At 62.7% G+C, this 16,274-nt stretch carries 14 protein-coding genes and 2 tRNA genes; 6 read left to right on the top strand and 10 right to left on the bottom strand.

Annotated features, from left to right (window positions below; translation table 11 throughout):
- Window positions 1–4: 4 nt before the first annotated feature.
- From AB4Y63_RS09025 to pknB, 4 genes are read left to right on the top strand one after another with little or no spacing between them, the layout of a single operon-like run.
- Entirely contained in the window at window positions 5–1,387 is a 1,383-nt protein-coding gene (locus tag AB4Y63_RS09025) for an FtsW/RodA/SpoVE family cell cycle protein (protein WP_441790763.1), read from the top strand.
- Window positions 1,388–2,839 (top strand): peptidoglycan D,D-transpeptidase FtsI family protein, encoded by a 1,452-nt coding sequence (locus AB4Y63_RS09020; protein WP_441790713.1) that lies wholly within the window; start codon window positions 1,388–1,390, stop codon window positions 2,837–2,839.
- A complete protein-coding gene (locus AB4Y63_RS09015) occupies window positions 2,836–4,545 on the top strand; it encodes a serine/threonine-protein kinase (protein WP_441790712.1) in 1,710 nt (569 codons plus the stop codon). The genes AB4Y63_RS09020 and AB4Y63_RS09015 overlap by 4 nt, the downstream gene beginning before the upstream one ends.
- Before the next feature lie 42 nt (window positions 4,546–4,587).
- A complete protein-coding gene (gene pknB, locus AB4Y63_RS09010) occupies window positions 4,588–6,285 on the top strand; it encodes a Stk1 family PASTA domain-containing Ser/Thr kinase (RefSeq protein ID WP_441790711.1) in 1,698 nt (565 codons plus the stop codon).
- An 82-nt stretch (window positions 6,286–6,367) separates the two neighbouring features.
- Here the strand turns inward: pknB and AB4Y63_RS09005 are convergent, their stop codons facing one another.
- From AB4Y63_RS09005 to AB4Y63_RS08995, 3 genes are read right to left on the bottom strand one after another with little or no spacing between them, the layout of a single operon-like run.
- Window positions 6,368–7,006, bottom strand: coding sequence for an anthranilate synthase component II (locus AB4Y63_RS09005; RefSeq protein ID WP_441790710.1), 639 nt, complete (start codon window positions 7,004–7,006; stop codon window positions 6,368–6,370).
- On the bottom strand, window positions 7,003–7,164 hold the full coding sequence (locus AB4Y63_RS09000) for a hypothetical protein (protein ID WP_441790709.1): 162 nt from the start codon (window positions 7,162–7,164) through the stop codon (window positions 7,003–7,005). Before AB4Y63_RS09000 ends, AB4Y63_RS09005 begins: the two co-directional genes overlap by 4 nt.
- Before the next feature lie 9 nt (window positions 7,165–7,173).
- The gene (locus AB4Y63_RS08995; protein ID WP_441790708.1) at window positions 7,174–7,983 is read right to left on the bottom strand and encodes a class E sortase; all 810 of its coding nucleotides are present in this window, start codon (window positions 7,981–7,983) and stop codon (window positions 7,174–7,176) included.
- Window positions 7,984–8,068: 85 nt separating this feature from the next.
- Between AB4Y63_RS08995 and AB4Y63_RS08990 the strand changes: the two genes are divergently transcribed.
- On the top strand, window positions 8,069–8,314 hold the full coding sequence (locus AB4Y63_RS08990) for a cell division protein CrgA (RefSeq protein ID WP_441790707.1): 246 nt from the start codon (window positions 8,069–8,071) through the stop codon (window positions 8,312–8,314).
- Window positions 8,315–8,478: 164 nt separating this feature from the next.
- Here the strand turns inward: AB4Y63_RS08990 and AB4Y63_RS08985 are convergent, their stop codons facing one another.
- Window positions 8,479–9,189 (bottom strand): rhomboid family intramembrane serine protease, encoded by a 711-nt coding sequence (locus tag AB4Y63_RS08985; RefSeq protein ID WP_441790706.1) that lies wholly within the window; start codon window positions 9,187–9,189, stop codon window positions 8,479–8,481.
- A gap of 156 nt (window positions 9,190–9,345) precedes the next feature.
- Window positions 9,346–9,885, bottom strand: a complete 540-nt coding sequence (locus AB4Y63_RS08980) for a peptidylprolyl isomerase (protein WP_441790705.1) — start codon at window positions 9,883–9,885, stop codon at window positions 9,346–9,348.
- A 145-nt stretch (window positions 9,886–10,030) separates the two neighbouring features.
- On the opposite strand from AB4Y63_RS08980, the gene AB4Y63_RS08975 reads away from it, so the two are divergent.
- Window positions 10,031–10,573, top strand: a complete 543-nt coding sequence (locus tag AB4Y63_RS08975) for a hypothetical protein (RefSeq protein ID WP_441790704.1) — start codon at window positions 10,031–10,033, stop codon at window positions 10,571–10,573.
- A 415-nt stretch (window positions 10,574–10,988) separates the two neighbouring features.
- Here the strand turns inward: AB4Y63_RS08975 and AB4Y63_RS08970 are convergent.
- The 5 genes from AB4Y63_RS08970 to gyrB all read right to left on the bottom strand — a co-directional run bounded on the left by AB4Y63_RS08970 (window position 10,989) and on the right by gyrB (window position 16,165).
- Window positions 10,989–11,061, bottom strand: a tRNA-Ala gene (locus AB4Y63_RS08970).
- Between the two features lie 27 nt (window positions 11,062–11,088).
- Window positions 11,089–11,162 (bottom strand) — tRNA-Ile (locus tag AB4Y63_RS08965).
- 51 nt (window positions 11,163–11,213) lie between these two features.
- Window positions 11,214–11,618, bottom strand: a complete 405-nt coding sequence (locus AB4Y63_RS08960; protein ID WP_441790703.1) for a DUF3566 domain-containing protein — start codon at window positions 11,616–11,618, stop codon at window positions 11,214–11,216.
- Window positions 11,611–14,160 carry a DNA gyrase subunit A gene (gyrA, locus tag AB4Y63_RS08955; protein WP_441790762.1) on the bottom strand — a complete coding sequence of 850 codons (2,550 nt, stop codon included), beginning with the start codon at window positions 14,158–14,160 and terminating at the stop codon, window positions 11,611–11,613. The genes AB4Y63_RS08960 and gyrA overlap by 8 nt, the downstream gene beginning before the upstream one ends.
- A gap of 28 nt (window positions 14,161–14,188) precedes the next feature.
- Entirely contained in the window at window positions 14,189–16,165 is a 1,977-nt protein-coding gene (gene gyrB, locus AB4Y63_RS08950; RefSeq protein ID WP_441790702.1) for a DNA topoisomerase (ATP-hydrolyzing) subunit B, read from the bottom strand.
- Window positions 16,166–16,274 lie beyond the last annotated feature (109 nt).

Here is a 16,274-nt window from a genome sequence, read left to right as displayed (position 1 = left end):
CGTCATGGATTCGTCGCCGCGGGCGACGGGTCCGAAAACCGGTGCCATCAAACGCCTGCACCTGCCGCAGAAACTGCGCAATCTTGAGCTGTTTCTGCTGCTGATCGCCTGCGCGATCAACGCCATCGCCATCGTGCTGGTTCAGCTCGGCGCCCTCGGCCACATTGACACCCAGCTGGTGCTGCTCGGTGCCGGCCTGTCGGTGCTGGTGCTGACCCTGCATGTCGTCATGCGATTCACGGCCAGGGATGCCGACCCCTTCATCTTGCCGATCGTCACGGTTCTGAACGGCCTCGGCATTGCGATGATCTACCGCATCGACATCGCAAACAATGAAGAGGGCTGGGCGAGCGCCTCCGTACGCCAGATCGTCTGGAGCGCCCTCGCCATCCTCTGCGCGATCGCCGTGATGCTCGTGATCCGCAACCACCGGGTTTTGTTCCGGTACACCTACATTGCCGGTCTTGTGGCCGTGGTTCTGCTTCTTCTGCCGCTGGTTCCCGGTCTCGGGCACGAGGTGAACGGCGCCAGAGTCTGGATCGGAATCGGCGACTTCGCCACCTTCCAGCCCGGTGAAATCGCCAAGATTGCTTTGGCCGTCTTCTTTGCCGGCTACCTCGTGCAAAACCGCGACAGTCTCGCCATGGTCGGCAAACGGTTCCTCGGGATGCAGTTCCCGCGCCTGCGCGACCTCGGTCCGATCCTTGTCGTCTGGGCGCTGTCGATGTCCGTCATCGTCTTTCAGCGCGACCTCGGCACCGCACTCTTGTACTTCGGCATGTTCCTGGTCATGCTCTACGTGGCCACCGGGCGTTTGAGCTGGGTCGTGCTCGGCATGAGCCTGTTCCTCGGCGGCGCCGTGATCGCCAGCCAAACCCTCGACTACGTCAACGGCCGGTTCACCAACTGGCTCGACGCGTTCAACCCCGGGGTTTACTCGGCAGACGGCGGCAGTTACCAGTTGGTGCAGGGCATCTTCGGACTCGCAAACGGCGGCCTGATCGGAACCGGCCTCGGCCAGGGGCGCCCCGACATCACCCCGGTGCCGCAGAGCGACTACATCATCGCCAGCCTCGGCGAGGAGCTCGGCCTCGCCGGAATCTTCGCGATCCTCGCGCTCTACATGCTCTTCGTCGCCCGCGGATTCCGCATCGGCTTTGCCGGCCAGGATGACTTCGGCAAGCTGCTCAGCGTCGGTCTCGCCTTCACCATCGCGCTGCAATGCTTCATCGTGATCGGCGGCGTCACCCGCGTCATCCCGCTGACCGGACTCACCACACCTTTTCTCGCGGCCGGCGGATCCTCGCTGGTCGCCAACTGGATCATCGCCGCGCTGCTGCTGCGTCTCTCCGACACGGTACGCAACCAACCCAGGCTGGTGGTCTAAATGAATCGCGAATTGAAGCGAGTCAGCATCGTCGTGCTGCTGATGTTTCTCACCCTGCTCACGTCGACCACGATCATTCAGGCTGTTCAGGCCGAGAACCTGGCCGCGGATTCCCGCAACACCCGCACCCTGCTGAACAGCTACGGTGTCGAACGAGGTCCGATCCTCGTTGACGGCGAGCCCATCGCGCAGTCAGTGCCGGTCGACGACGATTTCAAGTTCCAGCGCACCTACAGCAACGGTCCGCTCTATGCGCCGGTGACCGGATTCTTCCCGGTGAACGGTGCGCCGACCGGCTTGGAAGCCGCCCTCAACCGTGAGCTCAGCGGCACCTCGAACTCGCAATTCTTCGACCAGCTCAGTGCGATCGTGACCGGAGCGACGCCGAAGGGCGCCGCAGTCGAAACCACGATCGACCCGGTCGTGCAACAGGCGGCCTGGGATGCGTTCGGCGATTACACGGGCTCAGTCGTCGTCACCGAGCCGAAGACCGGGCGCGTGCTGGCCATGATCTCCAAGCCGAGCTTTGACCCGAACGAATTGGCCGTTCACGACACCGACCTCGTCAACGCGCGCTACGCGGCGCTGATCGACGATCCCGCCGCGCCGTTGATCAACCGTGCCATCAACGAGCTAAACCCGCCCGGATCCGTGTTCAAGCTTGTCGTCGTTGCCGCGGCGCTCGAGTCCGGCAAATACACCCCGGAGAGCACCTTCCCCAATCCGGGCACCTTCACGCTTCCCGGATCCACTTCAGTGGTCATCAACTCGGGCGGCGGCACCTGTGGCCCGGGCGAAACCACGACCATCGCCACGGCCTTGCGACTCTCCTGCAACATCCCGATGGCCGAGCTCGGACTCGAACTCGGCGAGACCGCCATCCGGGAGCAGGCCGAGAAATTCGGCTTCAACACCGACTACGAGATCCCGCTCACCGTCTCCCAGAGCGTGTACCCACGCGGGCTCGACGACGCGCAGCTCGCATTGTCCGCATTCGGACAGGGCGACGTGCAGTCGACGGCGCTTCAGATGGCGATGGTCTCGTCGGCGATCGCCAACAATGGGATGCTCCTGAAGCCCAATCTTGTGGATGAGATCCTCTCCCCCGACCTCAGCCCGCGTGAGACGTTCAACCCCGAATCCATGGGGCAAGCGATCAGCCCGGAGACCGCCGCAACCATGACTCAGATGATGATCAATGGCGTCAATGATGGAGCGGCGAGCAATGCAAGAATAGACGGGGTTGAAGTGGCGGGAAAGACCGGAACGGCAGAGAACGGCGAGACTGATCCGTACACGCTGTGGTTCACCGGTTTTGCCCCCGCAAACGATCCAAAGTACGCGATCACCGTTCTCGTCGAGGACGGCGGTGGGCTCGGCCAAACGGGGTACGGCAATCTTGTTGCCGCGCCAATTGCACAGAAGGTACTAGAGGCGGTGCTGAATAAATGAGACCGACAACAGGGCTCACCTTCGGGGGGCGTTACGAGCTGGCGTCACGGATTGCCATCGGCGGCATGGGCGAGGTGTGGAAGGCCACTGACCTCGTCATCGGCCGTTCCGTCGCCATCAAGATCCTGAAGGACGAGTATCTCGGCGACCCCGGGTTCCTTGAGCGCTTCCGCGCCGAGGCTCGTCATGCGGCATTGGTCAACCACGAAGGCATCGCCAACGTCTTCGACTACGGAGAAGAAGACGGCAGCGCCTTCTTGGTGATGGAGCTCGTGCCCGGTGAGGCACTCTCCACCGTGCTCGAGCGCGAACACGTGTTGCCCACCGACAAGGTGCTCGACATCGTCGCCCAGACGGCTGCCGCGCTTCACGCTGCCCACGCCGCAGGTCTCGTGCACCGCGATATCAAGCCGGGCAACCTGCTGATCACGCCAGACGGCCGCGTCAAGATCACCGACTTCGGCATTGCTCGTATCGCCGACCAGGTGCCGCTGACGGCAACCGGTCAGGTGATGGGTACTGTGCAGTACCTCTCGCCAGAGCAGGCCAGCGGGCGACCCGCTTCGCCGACAACCGACATCTACTCACTCGGAATCGTCGCCTACGAATGCCTGGCCGGGCGACGCCCATTCACCGGCGAATCGCAGGTCGCGATCGCGATGGCGCAGATCAACGAGACCGCGCCTGAACTCCCGGTGACCGTTTCGGAGCCCGTGCGCAACCTTGTCTTCGCCTGCCTCGCGAAAGACCCTGCCGAACGTCCGGCCTCCGCCGCGCACCTGGCGCGCGCTGCCACGGCTCTTCGCCGCGGCGACGTCGCTGCAGCGGCGGCATCCGTACCGGCCGTGCTCGGTGGCAACGCCCCGACCGACGCGGCCACCATGCTGATGCCGGGTGTCGGAAACGACGACGCGACCACGGTACTTCCGCTCGCCATCCCGGGCACCCCTGCAGCTGCTGCTGCGGCGGCCGCCGAGGAAGAAGAGAAGAAGAAGCGCAGCCCCTGGACCTGGCCGCTGATCGTACTGATCGCCCTGCTCGTGCTCGTGCTCGGTGGAATCGTCATCTCGCTGGTCAGCCAGAACAGCCCCACGGCGCCGCCGTCGAGCTCGGCGCCGCCGGTCACGCCTCCCAAGCAGACCACGAAGCCGTCGCCAACGGCAACAACGCCGCCGGCGCCGACCACGGTCAACGTGACGCAGTCGGAATTCGTCGGTCTGACGAGCGCCGACGCGAGTGCGAAGCTCGTGGCCATGGATCTCGGTGCAAATGTGGTCACCGGCGACGCCGCACCCAGCAGCGACAAGGTTGACACTGTCTACAAGGTGAACCCGACCGGTCCGATCCCGTTCAAGCAGACGATCACCGTTACCGTCTACGGCCCGGTCGCCACGCCGGACAACCCCACGTCCGGCCCCAGCGCGACGCCTAGCACGGTCGCAGCCGGCGCGAGCGTATCGGTGACCTGGAGTGCAGCATCCTGCCCGTCGGGTCAGACGCTTTCCGGCTATGAGGCCCGGGTCGATGGCGGAGCGACAATCACGTCGACGAACCCGACTCAGGACACCAATGTGAGCGTCACTGCCGGAACCGAGAAGTTCAACGTCAGCTACCGCTACTTCTGCGGCCCGGTTGCAACAGAGTGGTCACCGGCTACGACGGTTACCGTCATTCCATCCGTTCCCACGACAACACCCAATGGGTAGAGCAGACATGATCACAGTTGGGATCGAGCCGGGAGTGGCGTATTGATTGAGGAAGGCCGTCTTCTGGCGGGTCGATACCGGATCGGTGCGCTCATCGGTCGTGGCGGGATGTCTGATGTGCACATTGGCACAGACTCACGCCTCGGCCGCGCGGTCGCAATCAAACTGCTCAAGCCCTCACTCGCCGTCGACCCCGCTTTTCGTACGCGGTTTCGGCAAGAAGCTCAGGCTGCAGCCCGCATGGCTCACCCCACGATTGTGCGGGTGTTCGACGCCGGCGAAGAAACGGTGACAGAGGCAAACGGTCACGAGACCCAGCTGCCGTTCATCATCATGGAGTTCGTCGACGGCCGACTTCTCAAAGACATCATCAGCGAGGGTCCGCTCGACAGCGCTGAGGCAGTGCGCATCATCGAGGGTGTTCTGACTGCCCTCGAGTATTCGCACCGCGCGGGCGTCGTTCACCGCGACATCAAGCCCGGCAACATCATGATCACCCGCACCGGTCAGGTGAAGGTGATGGATTTCGGGATCGCCCGGGCCATCTCCGATTCCTCGACGACCGTCGCGCAGACCACTGCAATTCTCGGTACCGCCTCCTATTTCTCACCGGAGCAGGCAAAAGGCGAGTCAGTCGACGCACGCACCGACCTCTACTCCACCGGTGTTGTGCTCTTCGAGATGCTTGCGGGACGACCGCCGTTTCGCGGCGAGACCCCGGTCGCCGTGGCCTACCAGCACGTCAGCGAAGCCCCGGTCAAACCCAGTTCGATCAACCCGAAGGTGTCTCCGGCGCTCGACGCGGTGGTGCTTCATGCCCTCGCCAAGGATCGATTCTCCCGGTACCAAAGCGCGGTTGAGTTTCGCAACGACGTCGAGGTAGCCGGTTCCGGCCAGATTCCGGTTCACCGCCCTGTCGACGACTCGGCAGCCGGTTTGTTCGGCACCCCGACCGGTGCGGTGTCCAGCTCTGAACTGGCCCTGAAGCAGCTATCCGAGGATCAGACGATGGTGCGTACGCAGCGTCGTCCCCCGGTGATCTGGATCTGGGCCGGAATCGTCAGCGTCGTCGTCATCGTCGTCGCGGTCATGTTCTGGGTGTTCAGCTTGTCGCCGTCGACTGAGATTCCCGACAACTCCCGCAAGGTTCCGAGCCTGGCCGGTCAGACCTACGAACAGGCACAAGGCGCTCTGCTCGACTTGGATCTGACCTCGCTGAAGGCTGAGGAATCGAGCGCGACGGTCCCTGTCGATCAGGTCATTCGCACCGACCCGCCGTCCGGCACCATCGTCGTGCCCAAAGAAGTCATCACCGTTTATGTTTCAACGGGTGCGGAGATGGCCGCAGTGCCGGATGTCCTCAATCAACCGATTGAGGCCGCGCAGGCCGCAATCACCGCCGCCGAGTTCACCCCCGGCACCGTGACATCCCAGGATTCCCCGACCGTCGCGGCGGATCTGGTGCTGAGCACCGATCCGGCCGGCGCGAGCGAGCAACCCCTCGGCACGACCGTGAACTTCTTCGTTTCCAACGGCATGGTCACCCTGGATGATTTGCGGGGCCAGTCCCTGAGCGCTGCGACAGACCTGCTGCGCGGCGCTACCATGCTCCTGGTTCCGGTTCCCGAACCCGATTATGACTGCTCGGAGAAGCCGGGCTCCCCGGTCACCCAGCAGTCGCTGGCACCCGGACAGGTTCCCCAGAAGTCAGAGGTCACACTCACCTACTGCGCCGGCTAGCTTTTCTGTTGATCGAGCCTGTCGAACCCGGTAGGCCAATCTCGAGACCGGGCCGTGTGATCTCGACAGGCCCGATCATTGGCTAGCCGAGCCGCAGCAGCGGGTTCAGGCCCTTCGCGGTCTCGCGTGCCTCGGGCAGTCCGGCCAGTGCCAGCCAGTTGCCGAGCATCAGGTAGCCGCCCTCGGTCAACACAGACTCAGGGTGGAACTGCACGCCGAGAATCGGTGCGGTCGCATGACGCAAGCCCATGATCACTCCGCCCTGCGTGCGGGAGGTGACGATGAGTTCGTCGGGAACCGTCGAATCAACGACGGCGAGCGAGTGATAGCGCGTCGCGGTGAACGGCTGCGGCACCCCGTCATAGAACGGGCTGTCGTCGTGGGTGATCACAGAGGTCTTGCCGTGCATGAGTTCTTCGGCGTTGGTGACGGTGGCCCCAAATGCTTCGGCGATCGCCTGGTGGCCCAGGCACACGCCGAACAGCGGCAGGCCGGAGGCATAGGCCGCTTTCACAGCGGCGATGGACATCCCGGCGTCGGCAGGCTTTCCCGGGCCGGGAGAAACCAGAACACCGTCGTACTCTGCGATGCGTGCGGGCACGTCGGCGTCAGCGAAGTCGTCGTTGCGCACGACATCGGTTTCGGCTCCGAGCTCCATCAGGTACCCGTTGAGGGTGTACACAAAGCTGTCGTAGTTGTCGATGACAAGGATGCGTGTCATGGGGCTCCGACCGTCACTTCCTGATTCGTGGTGATCATTTCCACCCAGGGGAATACCCAAGTGGCGAGGGCAAAGAGTGCGGCACCGATCAAGATCAGGACGAAGAGGATGCGCAGCCACACGGGGCCGGGCAGAAACCGCCAGATTGTTGCGTACATGTCGGCCTCCTAGCCCTGTGCCTGTGCGTCGATGAGGGGAGCAAGTTCGGCCGGCGGTCCGGCGGTCAAAGGCTGCCACGACTCAAAGACGCCGTACGCAATGATGCGCTCGGCCGTTGACAGCAGCGGGTTGCAACTCGTCAACGTGATGATCCGGTCGACCGGGGCCAGCTCGGGCCGGCCCGGAACGCTGGCAATGACGGTGGCCGCCGTCGGGGGAACATACTGAAGGTCGCGGAATCGGTAGGTGTAGTAACCGTCGGCAGTCTGCACGTAGATGGCGTCGCCGAGCTGGAACTCATTGATCAAATGCATTCCGCCGCCATTTGCGCTGCGGTGCGCTGCAATCGCGAAATTTCCTACCTCGCCCGGCATCTGCGTACCCGGGTAGTGTCCGATCCCCGTACGCGGGCTGTTCAACACATTGGTCTTGATGCCTTCGGCAATCGTGCGGTGGTAGTCGGCGCCAAAGCGCGGCACGTAGAGCACCCCGAGCGCTTCGGTTTCTGCCGGGGCCTTCGCAACGATCGGGTCGCCGTAGTCGGCGGGGACCGGCGGGATCGCCGCCGGGTCTTTCGTGGCTTTCTCGATCCACTCTCGGCTGATGTCGGTGGATGCCTGTGACTGTGAGTTCGACATCATCATGTCGTTCCACCACAGCTGCCAACCGAGAAAGAGAAGAACGATGGCACCGGCGGTGATCAGCAGTTCGCCGAGAACGCCGACGACCGTCACAGGACGGCGCGTTCGCTTCCTTCTTCCCCGATGCCGAGCGTCGGGAACGCGAATTTCTCCGCGGAACTCGGCGTCGTCGGTCATGCTGACAATCCTAATCGGGGCAGGCCCGGGCTTTCGCCGGGCGGGAGCACCGGGTCATCAGGTCGATGACGGTAGAATCTCTCGCATGGCCCGTACGAATCCCCGCACCAAGCCCGCGCGCGACGAAACTACCCGCTCCGGCGAACAAGCACCCAACCCGGTGTGGTTCAAGCCAGTGATGTTCGGGTTCATGCTTCTTGGCCTGGTCTGGATCATCGTCTTCTACGTCAGCCAGGGCCAGTTGCCGATTCCTGCCCTCGCCTCCTGGAACATCCTGGTCGGCTTCGGGATCGCCTTCATCGGCTTCCTGATGACCACGCGCTGGCGTTAATTGCCCGGTCACAGGCCATCTACCGGATAGTTACAACGGTGTAATTATCCCCATGTGGAAAGTCCTGTGGATAACTTGCTTGGCCGGTTAGACCACTGAGCCAGGGCTCACGGGGCCCAACGTACTTGCACGGGCTCAGACGAACAGGCTCAGGCTGAACGTGCTCAGGCTGTGATGAACTTGCTCAGGCTGAGCAGAATCATGACCAGGGTCAGGGCGACCAACAGCACGACCTGAAGGGTCTGCTGGTTTCGCTTGCGGGTCTGCACGAAGATCAGGCCGACCAGGGCACCGCCGATCAGTCCGCCGAGGTGCGCCTGCCACGCGATGCTGAATCCGGGGAAGAACCCGATCACCAGGTTGAGTCCGATGAGCACGATCAGCTGCGTCATGTTCGCGCCCAGGCGCTGGTGAATGACGAGGAATGCGCCCATCACACCGAAGATGGCTCCGGATGCGCCGACCACCGCGATCGTCGGATCCGCGAGAAACAGCACACCGAGCGAACCGGCCAGCCCGCTGAGCAGGTAGACGACGAGAAAGCGCCAGCGTCCGAGCATCCGCTCGAGCAGCGACCCGAATATCCACAGCGTGTACATGTTGAGCAGAATGTGGAACGGGAACCCGCCCGTCGCGTGCACGAACACGCTGGTGAGCATGCGCCACGGTTCAAAGAACTGGGGGTACGAATACAGGCCGGCATACTGCAGGGCGCTGGTAACCCCCAAAGCGGGTATCAATTGCAGCAGATAGACGAAGACCGTTACGCCGATGATCGAATAGGTGACCACCGGGGTGCCGTCACCGGTCATCCGGTTCAGCCGGGTCAACAACGCCGGCTTGGTGCGCGGGGCGTTGGCGCGCTGCTCACGCATACATTCAGGGCAGATCACGCCGACGGCGCCCTGCGTCTGACATTCACCGCAGATGGTGCGCCCACAGCGCTGGCAGAGCACGAAGCTCTGCCTGTCGGGGTGCCGATAGCAGTAATTTGCAGCCACTCGCGGCATCCCCGACATGAAAGAGAGTCCTTAGACCTGCTCGACGGTGATGCTCTCGATGACAACGTCTTCGAGCGGGCGGTCACGTCCGTCGGTCGGCACAGTGGCCAGCTTGTCGACGATCGCGCGGGAGGCCTCGTCTTCGACGGCGCCGAAGATCGAGTGCTTGCCCTGCAGCCAGGTCGTCGGAACGACGGTGATGAAGAACTGCGAGCCGTTGGTGCCACGGCCACCCTGGATGCCCGCGTTCGCCATGGCGAGCACGTACGGCTGGGTGAAGTCGAGGTCGGGGCTGATCTCGTCGTCGAACTGGTAGCCGGGGCCACCGATGCCCTGGCCCAGCGGGTCGCCGGCCTGGATCATGAAGTCTTTGATGATGCGGTGGAAGATCGTACCGTCGTAGAGCGGCGTCTTCGAGGTTTCACCCGTACCGGGGTGCTTCCACTCGATCTCGCCGGTGGCGAGTCCTACGAAGTTCTTCACAGTCTTCGGAGCGTGGTTTCCGTAGAGATTGACCTTGATCGGTCCGAGTGACGTGTTGAGAGTGGCGACAGCAGTGTGCTTAGACATAGCAACAATTCTTGCACAGCAGCTCTCAGCGACGGCGATCCCAGAATGCGCCCGCCGAGATGCACTGCAGATACTCAGAGCGCATTCAGGCGATTCAGTGGCAAGATGGTGTCTGTTCGCCAGATGACACCGATGGAGGGTCCAGATGAGCCTGTCACGCAAGCGCCGCAAGGAACTCACTCGCCTGCGCAAGAGCGCCGACGAACTGTGGAGCCACCAGCAAGAGGTGATGGACCACGCCAACGCCGTGGCCAGGGAAGCCGGGCGCCAGGCCGGTGTGCTCACCCGTGAAGAAGTTGTTCCTCGCGTTCGCGAAGGATACGAGCAGTACGTACAGCCCCGCGTGCAGGCCACGCAGCACCTCGCCGGAGACGTGCGTCGTCGCGTGACCGACGAAGTGATCCCCGGTCTCGGCAACGCGATCGGCAACACCATCGGCAGCGTCATGTCGGTCGGCGACATCGCCCGGGATGCCCGCGTGCGCGCCGCCCTCAACCGTCTGAGCTTTCAGAAGCCGGTCGTTGTCGAGAAGAAGGGCCCGGGCGCTGGAACCTACATTGCTCTCGGAATTGGTATTGCCGCCGCTGTCGGCGTGGCATACGCCGTCTGGCAGACCTTCCGGGCTGATGACGAGCTCTGGGTCGCGGATGACGAGTTTGAGGCACTGAAGGGGAATGCGGAGGCGTAGAGCGCCTGTTCTCGTGCTAAATGAAAGGCCCACATCGAAAGATGTGGGCCTTTTTGTTTGTGTGGGTGGCTCTGGGCTGGGAGACGGCGGCGAACTCGCTTCGCTCACGACCTCGGTATGGCGTTGGTCGAGCTTGTCGAGCGATGTACTGAGCCTGTCGAAGTGACCCCGTGAGCCGATTTGCGGGGCTGGAGGAGGGATCGGGGTGCGGGAAGCGGGAAACCCGCTTAGAAGCCGGTACACGGGCCCCGAGCTCGCTTCGCTCGCCGGGGCCCGAGTCAAGAGATCGGTCGCCGCCACGGGGAGCCCCTCCGCGGGGCTCCTGCGTCGCACCGCCTCGCGTTCGATTCGCAGCGCACGATTAAATGAAGAAGACCCCCACCCCAAAAGCGGGGGTGGGGGTCTTCTTCATTTGTGGAGCCACGGGGAATCGAACCCCGGACCTCCTGCTTGCAAAGCAGGCGCTCTACCAATTGAGCTATGGCCCCGAATGATCACCCGGAAGTGACCATTTGTGGGGATACCAGGACTTGAACCTGGGACCTCTTCGTTATCAGCGAAGCGCTCTAACCGCCTGAGCTATATCCCCCAATCGGGCAGATTCGAGACTATCGGAATCTGCGCGATTATCCCAATCGAGCTAATTGTTGGTGAATCCCACGAGCAATCCACCGGTGATTTTGACGCTCAGATTGTACAAAACAGCGAAGATCGCACCGAGTGCGGTGATCACGACAGTGTTCAGAACCGCAACAACGACGGCAAAACCCATCACGTTGCCGATCGACAAGAAGTCCTTCAGATCCGCCGAGCTGCCGGCGATGTCCGTGTACAGGGCGTTTGCCTTGTCGAACAGACCGGTCTGGTTCAGCACGGTGAAGATCAAGAACGTAGCGACAATTGTCACCACAGCCAGGCAGATAGCTACCAGGAACGACAACTTGACGCTCGACCAAAAGTCGATGTAGACCAACTTCAGGCGAACCTGCTTAGTCGGTTTCGAACGAGTTGACTTCTTGGCAAGTTTCTCTGCGACGCTACTCATCTACGGTCTCAACTTTCTCCGAATCACCCTCTGCAGCGCCGTCGACATCTTCGGGCACCAGATTGCGTTCGGTGTTTTTTGCGATGGCGATGATCCTGTCAGTATCCGCAAACTTTGCGAAGACCACGCCCATTGTGTCGCGGCCCTTTGCGGGCACTTCAGCGACGTCAGAGCGTACCACCTTGCCGCTGGCAAGAACCACAAGGACTTCGTCCTCTTCGTCGACGATCAGTGAGCCGACCAGGTCGCCCCGATCCTCGCTCAGCTTCGCGACCTTGATGCCCAAGCCGCCACGATTTTGCAGGCGGTACTGGTCGGCCGAGGTGCGCTTGGCGTAGCCACCCTCAGTCACAACGAAAACGAATCCGTCTTCGGAGACGACGGAGGCGTCGAGCAAGTTGTCTTCGCCACGGAAGTGCATGCCGATCACACCAGACGTCGACCGTCCCATCGGCCGCAGCGCCTCATCCGACGCGGTGAACCGAATCGACATGCCCTTGCGGGAGACGAGCAGCAAGTCGGAATCCTGTTCGACCAGCAGCGCCGAAACGAGCTCGTCTCCCTCGCGCAGCTTGATCGCGATGATGCCGCCGGACCGGTTCGTGTCGTATTCGCTCAGTGACGTCTTCTTGATCAGGCCTTCACGAGTCGCCAGGGTGAGGTACTGGGCGACTTCGTAGTCACGGATGTCGAGAATCTGTGCGATCTCTTCACCCGGCTGCAGCGCGAGCAGGTTGGCGACGTGCTGGCCCTTGGCATCGCGGCCGGCCTCCTGCACTTCGTATGCCTTGGCGCGGTAGACACGGCCGGTGTTCGTGAAGAACAGCAGCCAGTGGTGGGTGGTGGTGACGAAGAAGTGCTCGACCACGTCATCGGCGCGCAACTGCGCACCCTTGACGCCCTTGCCGCCACGGTGCTGGTTGCGGTAGTTGTCGCTGCGCGTTCGCTTGATGTAGCCGCCGCGCGTGACGGTGACAACCATTTCCTCTTCAGGAATGAGGTCTTCGATCGACATATCGCCGTCGAAACCGAACATGATCTCGGTACGGCGGTCATCACCGTACTTGTCAGTGATCTCGGTGAGTTCTTCCCTGACGATCGTGCGCTGACGCTCGGGGCTCGCGAGGATCGCCTTGAACTCGGCGATCTGACGCTCGAGCTCGGCCGCCTGGTCGATGATTTTCTGACGCTCGAGAGCGGCCAGACGACGCAGCTGCATGGCGAGGATGGCATCCGCCTGCAGTTTGTCGACGTCCAGCAGGGCCATCAGGCCTTCGCGGGCATCGTCAACCGTCGGCGAGCGACGAATCAACGCGATGACCTCGTCGAGGGCGTCGAGCGCCTTGAGGTAACCGCGCAGGATGTGGGCATCCGCTTCAGCCTTGTTCAGACGGAACTGGGTGCGCCGAACGATGACCTCGATCTGGTGCGTCACCCAGTGGCTGATGAAACCGTCCAGCGGCAACGTGCGCGGAATGCCATCGACAATGGCCAGCATGTTGGCGCCGAAGTTGTCCTGAAGCTGCGTGTGCTTGTAGAGGTTGTTCAGCACGACCTTGGCGACGGCATCGCGCTTGAGCACGATGACGAGGCGCTGACCCGTGCGACCAGAGGTCTCGTCACGGATGTCGGCAATGCCGGCGACCTTGCCGTCCTTGACCAGATCGGCGATCTTGATCGCCAGGTTGTCGGGGTTGACCTGGTACGGCAGCTCGGTGATGACGAGGCAGGTGCGACCCTGCAGCTCTTCGATGCTGACGACAGCGCGCATCGTGATCGAGCCACGACCCGTGCGGTAGGCATCGTGGATGCCCTTGGTGCCGAGAATCTGGGCGCCGGTCGGGAAGTCGGGTCCCTTGATGCGCAGCATCAGGGCCTCGAGAAGCTCCTCACGGTTCGCTTCGGGGTTCTCCAAGAACCACAGCGCACCTGCGGCAACCTCGCGCAGGTTGTGCGGCGGGATGTTCGTGGCCATACCGACGGCGATGCCGACGGAGCCGTTGACCAGCAGGTTCGGGAAGCGGGCCGGGAGCACGGTCGGCTCGAGGGTGCGGCCGTCGTAGTTGTCCTGAAAATCGACGGTGTCTTCGTCGATGTCGCGCACCATCTCGAGGGCCAGGGGGGCCATCTTCGTTTCGGTGTATCGCGGGGCTGCGGCGCCGTCGTTGCCGGGGGAACCGAAGTTTCCCTGACCGAGAGCGAGCGGGTAGCGCAGGCTCCACGGTTGAACCAAACGCACGAGGGCGTCGTAGATCGAGGAGTCACCGTGCGGGTGGAACTGCCCCATCACATCGCCGACGACGCGGGCACACTTCGAGAATGCCTTGTCGGGGCGGTAGCCACCGTCGAACATGGCGTAGATCACGCGGCGGTGCACGGGCTTGAGGCCGTCACGCACGTCGGGCAGGGCTCGTCCGACGATGACGCTCATGGCGTAGTCGAGGTACGAGCGCTGCATTTCGAGCTGCAGGTCGACCTGGTCGATCTTGCCGTGCTGCACGAGGTGAGCCGCTGCTGCGGCGTCGCTGGCCGCGGTATCGATGGTGTCGCCCGAGTTTTCGGGCGTCTCGTTAGATGTCAAGGAAGCGCACGTCCTTCGCGTTCTTTTGGATGAAGTTTCGGCGAGACTCTACGTCTTCGCCCATCAGGGTCGAGAAGATTTCGTCGGCCGCGGCAGCGTCGTCAAGCGTGACCTGCAGCAGGGTGCGGCTTTCGGGAGCCATCGTGGTTTCCCACAGCTCCTTGTAGTCCATCTCACCGAGACCCTTGTAGCGCTGGATTCCGTTGTCCTTGGGGATGCGCTTGCCGGCGACAGCGCCATCGGCGAGCATCGCGTCGCGCTCCTTGTCGGAGTAAACGTACTGGTGCGGGGCATTCGACCACTTCAACCGGTACAGCGGCGGCTGCGCCAGGTAAACGTAGCCGAGGTCGATCAGCGGGCGCATGTAGCGGAACAGCAACGTGAGCAACAGGGTGGTGATGTGCTGACCGTCGACGTCGGCATCCGCCATCAACACGATCTTGTGGTACCGCACCTTTTCCGGGTTGAAGTCCTCGCCGATACCGGCACCGAACGCGGTGATCATCGCCTGCACCTCGGCATTGCCGAGTGCGCGGTCGAGACGGGCCTTCTCGACGTTCAGGATCTTGCCGCGCAGCGGCAGGATGGCCTGGGTCTCAGGGTTACGACCCTGCACGGCGGAACCGCCGGCCGAGTCACCCTCGACGATGAAGATTTCGGAGACCGACGGGTCTTTGCTCTGGCAGTCCTTGAGCTTGCCGGGCATACCGCCGCCCTCAAGCAGACCCTTGCGACGCGCGGTTTCACGCGCCTTGCGGGCAGCCATGCGAGCCGTGGCAGCCTGGAGTGCCTTGCGGATGATCTCCTTGGCGGCCACCGGGTTGCGACCGAACCAGTCGGCCAGCTGGTCGCCGGCGACGCGCTGAACGAACGCCTTCGCTTCGGTGTTGCCGAGCTTGGTCTTCGTCTGACCCTCGAACTGCGGTTCGGCGAGCTTGATCGACACGACGGCGGTCAGGCCTTCGCGCACGTCATCGCCCGAGAGGTTGTCATCCTTTTCTTTCAGGATGCCCTTCTCCCTGGCGTACTTGTTCACCAGCGTGGTGAGCGCAGCACGGAAACCCTCTTCGTGGGTTCCACCCTCGTGGGTGTTGATGGTGTTCGCGTAGGTGTGAACGCTCTCGGTGTAGGCGGTCGTCCACTGCATGGCGACCTCGAGGGCGATCTTGCGCTCGGTGTCTTCCATCTCGAACGAGATGATCTCTTCGTTGACGAGGTCTGACTTGCGAGCGCGGTTCAGGTACTCGACGTAGTCGACGAGGCCCTGCTCGTACATGAACGAGTTGGTGAGCGGCTTGCCCTCGACGTCGAGCTGCTCGGGGCGCTCGTCGGTCAGAGTGAGGCGCAATCCCTTGTTCAAGAACGCCATCTGCTGAAAACGGGCGCGCAGCGTCTCGTAGTCGAAATCGATGGTTTCGAACGTCTCGGCGCTCGGCCAGAACGTGATGGTCGTGCCGGTCTCGCTCGACTCTTCGCCCTTTTCGAGCGGCGCGTTCGGCACACCGTGGGTGAAGCTCTGGCGCCAGACGTGTCCTTGACGACGCACCTCGACCTCGAGGCGACTGGACAGGGCGTTGACCACCGAGCTGCCGACGCCGTGCAGGCCACCGGAGACGGCATAACCGCCGCCGCCGAATTTTCCGCCGGCGTGAAGCACGGTCAGAACAACTTCGACCGTCGAACGGCCTTCTGATTTGTGAATGTCGACGGGGATACCGCGACCGTTGTCGGCGACGCGCACGGCGCCATCCGCCAAGATCCGGATGTCGATGGTGTCGCAATACCCGGCCAACGCCTCGTCGACAGAGTTGTCGACGATCTCATACACCAAGTGATGGAGCCCGCGGGGACCGGTAGAACCGATGTACATTCCGGGTCGTTTGCGTACGGCTTCAAGTCCTTCGAGAACCTGGATTTCGTCTGCGCCGTATTCGTGTGCCGGCTCGGTCTGAGGTTCTACTGTCATCTGAAGATGGACTCCGCTCTGTCGCTCTGGCGACTCTTCAGTCTACCAAACCGGGCGAGTCCGCCGGGCCGAATCGCTGATCTGACGCGTTTTGTTGGCGAGGTTGACC

The organism is Leifsonia sp. YAF41, from assembly GCF_052113185.1.
GTDB lineage: Bacteria > Actinomycetota > Actinomycetes > Actinomycetales > Microbacteriaceae > Cryobacterium.
The sequence above is the reverse complement of the archived record's forward strand: the minus strand, read 5'-3'. Positions and strand labels throughout refer to the sequence as shown.